Genomic DNA, 7595 nt, shown 5'->3' on the forward strand with positions numbered 1-7595 from the left:
CGACAATCCCGATGTCAGGCTGCCCGCCGTGGCCACCTGATCAGACTCGGACCTTTCCGGAGGTCGGCGCTCTTACACCAGTCGGTGGGACACTATCAGATCGTGCCGCCATGCAGCCGCGCTGCAGCGAAACCGCGGCGCGGTATCGCCGTCGTATTCCCGCGCCCCTTTGGCACGAACTGTCGCGTCCGCATGATCGTCCAATGGGGTGAGGCGCCTGAGGGCGCGATCCGGGGACGCTGATCGGCCTGCACCAGGGGCTTCAGCCTGTATGTGGCATGGAGCGGGGCCCCAATGTTCGCCGCCGGTGGCAAGATACGGTGGAGTCACAGCGCTCCCTTCTGCTTCCGGTGGCCAGAGAGGTCGCCCAAAGGGCGGGCAGGTGCCGGAGGGACGCCGTTATGGACCGCGCGAAACCCAACCCGGCGCGAGCCAGCGCCCGTGCGCGCAGGGGCAGCGTCGGGTTGCGGGTCTTCGGGACAGTTCGCGTGGCCGCCGGCCTGAGGGTGCTGAACCTGACCTGACGCGGCGGTATCTGCATCCAGGTCCCGGTCGAACCACGGTATCGCGCTAGGCCAGAAGGGCGGCCATGGCGCGGGCGGCCTCGGGGACGGGCTGGATCAGGGGCACGGGGCTGTGCGGCTGCAACCGGAGCGCGGCCTGCGCCAGGGGGCCGCCGCCGATGATCACCGCCTGAGCCCCCGCCACCGCCGCGCGGTGGATGGCCGCCAGCAGCGCGCGGTCCAGGGCGCCGGGGTCGGCCATCAGCGCCTCTGGCGCGCCGGGCGTGACGTGGCAGCCCAGATAGCGGCCCGGGCCACCCTGCATCAGCGTGTCGATCCGGGCGGTCAGCGCCGGGGTCGTCGTGGCCACGGCAAAGGCCCGCCCGCCATGCCCCGCCGCCCGCGCCGCTGCCGCCCCGATGCCCACGACCGGCAGCCCGAGACGCAGGGCCAGCCGCGACGCGCCCGGATCGCCGAAGGCCGCCACGATCACGCCGCGACAGTCGGGCGGCGGGTCCAGCGCGGCGATCCGGTCCGCCGCACGGTCCAACTGGTCGGGGTCCAGGATGACGGACGGGCCCTCGGGTGCGGTCCAGCCGTGCAGGTCGGGCAGCCAGGGCCGCGCGATGGCGCACATCGCCGCCGTCGTGCCCGCGTTCGTGTTCGGATTGGCCAGAAGGATCATGGGCGGCGCGGTCCTTGTGCAGGGTGACGGGCAGGGCAAAGCGGGCCAAAAGATCGCCGCGGATGTCCAGTGTTGCCCGGTCCGCAGCTTGCGTGAAATCCCTGCGTGCAGAAATTGTCAGCAATCTGACTGCCCGTCGTGCAGGCATCGGGTTTTTTCCGTCTGGCCCCGCCCGCCCGGTCCGGCCACCGGTGCATCCGGCTGCCCCATGGTCAAGGGTGACCCCAATTCGGGGCGCATCATGACCCCGGCCAACAGGGAGAACGACCTTGCTTGATCTGAGAAAAGGCATCGCCGCGCTGGCGCTTTCGGTGGCCGTTCTGGCCGCGCCCGCAGCCATGGCCCAGGGCACGCTGCGCATCGGCATGACCGCCGCCGACATTCCCCTGACCACCGGCCAGCCCGATCAGGGCGGCGAGGGGCTGCGCTTTATCGGCTATACGGTCTATGACGCGCTGATCAACTGGGACCTGACGCAGGGCGACGGCCCGTCCGGCCTGGTGCCGGGCCTGGCCACCGCATGGGAGGCCGACGAGGCCGACCGCACGCGCTGGACCTTCACCCTGCGTGAGGGGGTGACGTTCCACGACGGCAGCCCGTTCAACGCCGAAAACGTGGTCTGGAACCTGGACAAGCTGCTGGACGAGGGCGCCGAGCAATACGACCCGCGCCAGTCCGCGCAGGGCAAGTCGCGGGTTCCCGCCATCGCCAGCTATCGCGCCGTGGACGATCTGACGGTCGAGATCATCACCCATGAGCCAGACGCCACGCTGCCCTATCAGCTGGCCTGGGTGATGATGTCGTCGCAGGCCAACTGGGAGGCGCTGGACAAGGACTGGGAGCAGGTCGCGGCCAAGCCGTCGGGGACGGGGCCGTGGATGATGACGTCGTTCGTGCCGCGCGAACGGGCCGAACTGGTCCCCTTTGCCGATTACTGGGACGAGACGCGCATCCCCAAGCTGGACCGTCTGGTGCTGATCCCGCTGCCGGAATCGAATGCGCGTTCGGCGGCGCTGATGTCGGGGCAGGTCGACTGGATCGAAGCGCCGGCCCCCGACACCATCCCCGCCATGCAGGGCAACGGGTTCGAGATCACCTCGAACGCGCTGCCGCATAACTGGACCTGGCACCTGAGCCGCGTCGAGGGGTCGCCCTGGAACGACATCCGCGTGCGCAAGGCCGCCAACCTGGCCATCGACCGCGAATCGATGGGCGCGCTGCTGGGCGGGCTGATGATCCCGGCAAAGGGCTTCATGCCGCCGGAATCGCAGTGGTTCGGGGAACCGACCTTCGACGTGACCTATGACTTGGAGGCCGCGCAGGCCCTGATGACCGAGGCCGGGTTCGGACCCGACAACCGCCTGTCGGTCAAGGCGCTGATCTCTCCGTCCGGGTCTGGGCAGATGCTGCCGCTGCCGATGAACGAATACATCCAGCAGTCGCTGGCCCAGACCTGGATCGACGTCGAGTTCATGGTCGTCGAGTGGAACCAGATGATCAACCTGTGGCGCGCAGGCGCCGCCGATCCGTCGGTCGAGGGGTCGCAGTCGATCAACTTCACCTATTTCATTCAGGACCCGTTCACCGGCTTCATCAGGCACCTGGATTGCGACCTGATTGCGCCCAACGGCACCAACTGGGGCCATTACTGCGACGACGACATGCAGGCCCTGTTCGAGGAGATCAAGACCACCTTCGACCCCACCGAACAGGACGAGGTGATGCGCCGCACGCACGAAAAATTCGTCGATGACGCGCTGTTCCTGATGGTCACGCATGACGTCGCACCACGGGCGATGTCGCCCAAGGTGCAGGGGTTCGTGCAGCCGCAGAACTGGTACCTGAACTTCTCGTCCATCACGATGGCCGACTGACCCGCAACCGGCCGCGCCCCGTGCGGGTGCGGCCAAGCCAGGGACGCATGCCGTGCTCAGCTATTTCCTTCGACGCCTGATCCTTGTGCTGCCGGTGGCCTTCGGGGTGTCGGTCGTGTGTTTCGCGCTGGTGCAGATCGCGCCGGGCGACCCGCTGACGGCCATCATGCCGGTCGATGCCACCGCCGAACAGCAGGCCGCGATGCGCGCGGCCTATGGTTTGGACAAGCCGGTGCCGGTCCAGTACCTGATCTGGATCAGCAACCTGCTGCAGGGAGAGATGGGCCGGTCCATCGCGTCGGGCCGCCCCGTCGCCGACGAGGTGTTCGGCGCGGTCGGCAATTCGCTGCTGCTGGCGGCGGCGGCGGCGGTGATCGCCTTCCCGATCGGCACGTTCCTGGGGTTCCTGGCGGGGTATTTCCGCGACACCCTGCTGGACCGGGCGGTGACGGCGCTGTCGATCACGGGCGTGTCTGTGCCGAACTATTGGTTGGGCATCGTGCTGGTCATCATCTTTTCGGTCAATCTGGGCTGGCTGCCGTCGATGGGCGCGGGGCCGGGCGGGTCGCAGGACTGGCAGTGGGACTGGGCGCACATGCGCCATCTGGTCCTGCCTGCGGTGACGCTGGCGGTGGTGCCCATCGGCATCGTCGCGCGCACCGTCCGGGCGCTGGCGGGCGACATCCTGTCGATGGATTTCGTCACCGCGCTTTACGCCAAGGGCCTCAGCCGCGGCGACGTGCTGCGCCATGTGGCGCGCAACGCCGCCGCCACCGCCCTGTCGGTCATGGGGCTGCAGCTGGGCTATCTGCTGGGCGGGTCAATCCTGATCGAGACGGTCTTCAACTGGCCCGGATCGGGGTTCCTTTTATCCAACGCGATCTTTCAGCGCGACCTGCCGCTGTTGCAGGGCACGATCCTTGTCCTGGCGATGTTCTTTGTCGGCATGAACCTGATCGTCGATGTGGCCCAGGCCGCCATCGACCCCCGCATCAAGAGGAGCTGACCCATGGTGCAGGTGATCGCCGACATTCCCGTCGTTCCTCCCGCGCAGCGTGGATACTGGTCGGGCGTGCTGTCCCGCCTGAAGCGCGACCCGGTCGCGATGATCTGCGCGGTCATTCTGGCAGCGCTTGTCCTGTCGGCGGCCTTCGCGCCGTGGCTGGGTCTGGCCGACCCCTATCAGGGCAGCATGATCGCGCGGCTGGCCGCCCCCGGCACGCCCGGACACCTGCTGGGCACGGACGAGCAGGGCCGCGACATGCTGTCCCGGTTGATCTATGGCGGGCGGCTGACGCTGTTCATCGGGCTGATGCCGGTGGTGCTGGCGTTCTTCATCGGCGGCACGTTGGGGATCATCGCGGGCTATGTCGGCGGCATCACCAACACGATCATCATGCGCGTCGTGGACGTGTTCTTTGCCTTTCCGTCGGTCCTGCTGGCCATCGCCATCTCGGGTGCCCTGGGCGCGGGGGTGCTGAACAGCCTGGTGTCGCTGACCATCGTGTTCATCCCGCCCGTGACCCGCGTGGCCGAGGCCGTGACATCGGGCGTGCGGTCGCTGGATTACATCGACGCGGCGCGGGCGTCGGGGGCCAATGCGCTGACCGTAATCCGGGTGCATGTGATCGGCAACGTGCTGTCGCCGATCTTTGTCTATGCGACCTCGTTGACGTCCGTCTGCATGATCCTGGCGGCGGGGCTGTCCTTTCTGGGCATCGGTGTGCGCCCGCCCGAGCCGGAATGGGGGCTGATGCTGAACACGCTGCGGTCGGCCATCTATGTGAACCCGTGGCTGGCGGCGCTGCCGGGGGTGATGATCTTTGCCACCTCGCTGTGCCTGAACTTGCTCAGCGACGGTTTGAGGAGTGCGATGAATGTCCGCGACTGACCAACCCCTGCTGAGCGTGCGCGACCTGAAAAAGCACTTTCCCATCAAGGGCGGCATCCTGGGCCGCACGCAGGCCATGGTCCAGGCCGTGGACGGGGTCAGCTTTGACGTCCGTGCCGGCGAGACCCTGGGCATCGTCGGCGAATCCGGCTGCGGCAAATCCACGACCGCGAAACTGCTGATCGGGCTGGTGGACCGGGACGAGGGCGATATCGAGCTGGGCGGCAAGACCCTGGGCCGCGACATCAGCCTGCGCGCGCTGCGCCGCGACATCCAGATGGTGTTCCAGGACAGCTATGCGTCGCTGAACCCGCGCATGACCATCCTGGACAGCATCGCGTTCGGGGCGCGCGTCCAAGGGCTGGACGACCCGGTGGGCCGGGCGCGCCGTCTGATGGCGCGGGTCGGGCTGGACCCCGACCGCTTTGCGGGCCGCTATCCGCATGAGCTGTCGGGCGGGCAGCGCCAGCGTATTAACATCGCCCGCGCCCTGGTCATGTCGCCCAAGGTCGTGGTCCTGGACGAGGCCGTCAGCGCGCTGGACAAGTCGGTCGAGGCGCAGGTCCTGAACCTGCTGTCGGACCTGCGCGCGGAATTCGGGCTGACCTATATCTTCATCAGCCACGACCTGAACGTGGTGCGCTACATCTCGGACCGCATCCTGGTCATGTATCTGGGAGAGGTCGTCGAACTGGCCCCGGTGGACATGATCTGGGCCGAACAGGCGCATCCCTATACCCGGTCGCTGTTCTCGGCGATGCCGTCGATGGACCCGGACAACCGCACGCAGAAGCCGCCGCTGACCGGCGATCCGCCGAACCCCATCGACCCGCCGCCGGGATGCCGGTTCCACACCCGCTGCGCCTTTGCGTCCGATGTCTGCAAGACCCGCCACCCGGTGCTGGGACCGATGGTCCAGGGGTCGCCGCATTGGGTCGCCTGCCACCTGCACGACCCGGCATCGGGCCATCCGCGCGCCGGGCAGGGGGTGCCCGCATGACGCCGCTGCTGCAGATCGACCATCTGAACGTGCGCTTCAAGGGCGCGCGCAATGTCCATGCCATCAACGACCTGTCCCTGACCCTGATGCCGGGGGAAACGCTGGCCCTGCTGGGCGAAAGCGGTTCGGGCAAAAGCGTCACGCTCAAGACGCTGCTGCGCCTGCTGCCGGAAAAGCGCACCGACCTGACCGGCGACATCACCTTTGACGGGACAGACATCATGACCCTGTCGGGGCGGGCCCTGCGGTCCTATCGCGGGGGCGACGTGTCGATGGTATTCCAGGACCCTGGCCTGGCGCTGGACCCGGTCTATACCGTGGGCCAGCAGATCGCCGAGACGGTGATGCGCCACAAGGGCATCAGCCGCGCCGACGCGATGGAGGTGGCGCTGGACATGCTGCACCGGGTGCGCATTCCGTCCGCGGAACGGCGGCTGCGGAACTATCCGCACGAGCTGTCGGGCGGCATGCGCCAGCGGGTGATGATCGCGCTGGCGCTGGCGTGTCGTCCGCGCCTGCTGTTGGCGGATGAGCCGACGACCGCGCTGGATGCGACGGTGCAGATCCAGATCCTGCTGCTGATGCGCGAATTGCAGCGCGAATTCGGTATGGGGGTGATCTTTGTCACCCATGACATCGGCGTGGCGGTCGAGATATCCGAACGCATCGCAGTCATGTATGCCGGCCAGATCGTCGAGGAGGGCAGCACCCACGACATCATCCGCGACCCCCGCCACCCCTATACGCGCGGCCTGCTGGCGGCGAACCTGCATGATGTGGAACGCGGCGCGCGGCTGGACGCCATCCCCGGCGCGCCGCCATCTTTGGAAACGCGGCCCGACAGCTGCCCCTTTGCGCCGCGCTGCGCCTTTGCGCTGCCCGCCTGTCGCACGGCGCTGCCGCCGGTGGCCACCCCTGGCCCGCGCCGCCGCGTCGCCTGCCTGCGCGCGGACGAGCCGTTGGAGATCGCCCATGCATGACCCCTATCACGCCTTTCTGCCCTATCCGCCCGCGCCGGTCGCCCATGCGCCCGACGGCCCGCTGTCGGGCCTGACCCTGGCGGTGAAGGACATCTATCACGTCGCCGGATACCGCACCGGCGCGGGCTGTCCGACCTGGCTGGCCGAAAGCCCGATCCATGAGCAGACCGCGCCCTGCCTGCAGGTCCTGCTGGATGCGGGCGCGCGATTCGTGGGCAAGGTGCATACCGATGAGCTGGCCTGGTCCATGTATGGCATGAACGCCCATTTCGGCACGCCCGTGAACCCCGCCGCGCCCGACCGCATTCCGGGCGGGTCGTCCTCGGGGTCCGCCGTGGCGGTGGCGGGGGGCATGGCCGATATCGCCATCGGGTCGGATACCGGCGGATCGGTCCGGGCCCCGGCCAGCTTTTGCGGCACCTGGGGCTGGCGGCCGACGCATGGGCTGATCCCGATGGAGGGCGCGATGGCGCTGGCGCCCAGCTTTGACGCCTGCGGGCTGTTCGCCCGCGACGGGGCGGTACTGGCCCGCGCCGCCGCCGTGCTGGTGGCGGACAGCGCGCCCCTTAGAGCATTTCGCTTTTAACCTGACACATAGCCTGCAGCGTGGAAGTAGTTCCAGCATTCTTCGGGTGAGAACATGCTGCAGATGTCACCAAGGG

7 protein-coding genes are annotated in these 7595 nt (G+C 68.2%); 6 read left to right on the forward strand and 1 reads right to left on the reverse strand.

From position 1 onward, the window contains the following. Positions 1-570: 570 nt before the first annotated feature. Positions 571-1188 (reverse strand): aspartate/glutamate racemase family protein, encoded by a 618-nt coding sequence (locus ABS73_RS16480; RefSeq protein WP_277022308.1) that lies wholly within the window; start codon positions 1186-1188, stop codon positions 571-573. Positions 1189-1457: 269 nt separating this feature from the next. Between ABS73_RS16480 and ABS73_RS16485 the strand changes: the two genes are divergently transcribed. The 6 genes from ABS73_RS16485 to ABS73_RS16510 are packed head-to-tail and all read left to right on the forward strand — an operon-like array spanning position 1458 to position 7519. Next, positions 1458-3062, forward strand: coding sequence for an ABC transporter substrate-binding protein (locus ABS73_RS16485; protein WP_338118600.1), 1605 nt, complete (start codon positions 1458-1460; stop codon positions 3060-3062). Positions 3063-3114: 52 nt separating this feature from the next. Beyond that, positions 3115-4068, forward strand: coding sequence for an ABC transporter permease (locus ABS73_RS16490; protein ID WP_136857513.1), 954 nt, complete (start codon positions 3115-3117; stop codon positions 4066-4068). Between the two features lie 3 nt (positions 4069-4071). Beyond that, positions 4072-4953: an ABC transporter permease gene (locus ABS73_RS16495; protein ID WP_277022311.1), complete on the forward strand. Its 882-nt coding sequence runs from the start codon at positions 4072-4074 to the stop codon at positions 4951-4953. Further along, complete coding sequence (locus tag ABS73_RS16500; RefSeq protein WP_277022312.1) at positions 4940-5953, forward strand: ABC transporter ATP-binding protein; 1014 nt, start codon at positions 4940-4942, stop codon at positions 5951-5953. Before ABS73_RS16495 ends, ABS73_RS16500 begins: the two co-directional genes overlap by 14 nt. Then, positions 5950-6933: an ABC transporter ATP-binding protein gene (locus ABS73_RS16505; protein WP_277022315.1), complete on the forward strand. Its 984-nt coding sequence runs from the start codon at positions 5950-5952 to the stop codon at positions 6931-6933. The genes ABS73_RS16500 and ABS73_RS16505 overlap by 4 nt, the downstream gene beginning before the upstream one ends. Beyond that, positions 6926-7519 carry an amidase family protein gene (locus tag ABS73_RS16510; RefSeq protein ID WP_277022317.1) on the forward strand — a complete coding sequence of 198 codons (594 nt, stop codon included), beginning with the start codon at positions 6926-6928 and terminating at the stop codon, positions 7517-7519. The genes ABS73_RS16505 and ABS73_RS16510 overlap by 8 nt, the downstream gene beginning before the upstream one ends. Positions 7520-7595: the final 76 nt, after the last annotated feature.

This window comes from Paracoccus sp. SCN 68-21 (assembly GCF_001724535.1).
Classification (GTDB): Bacteria; Pseudomonadota; Alphaproteobacteria; order Rhodobacterales; family Rhodobacteraceae; genus Paracoccus; species Paracoccus hibiscisoli.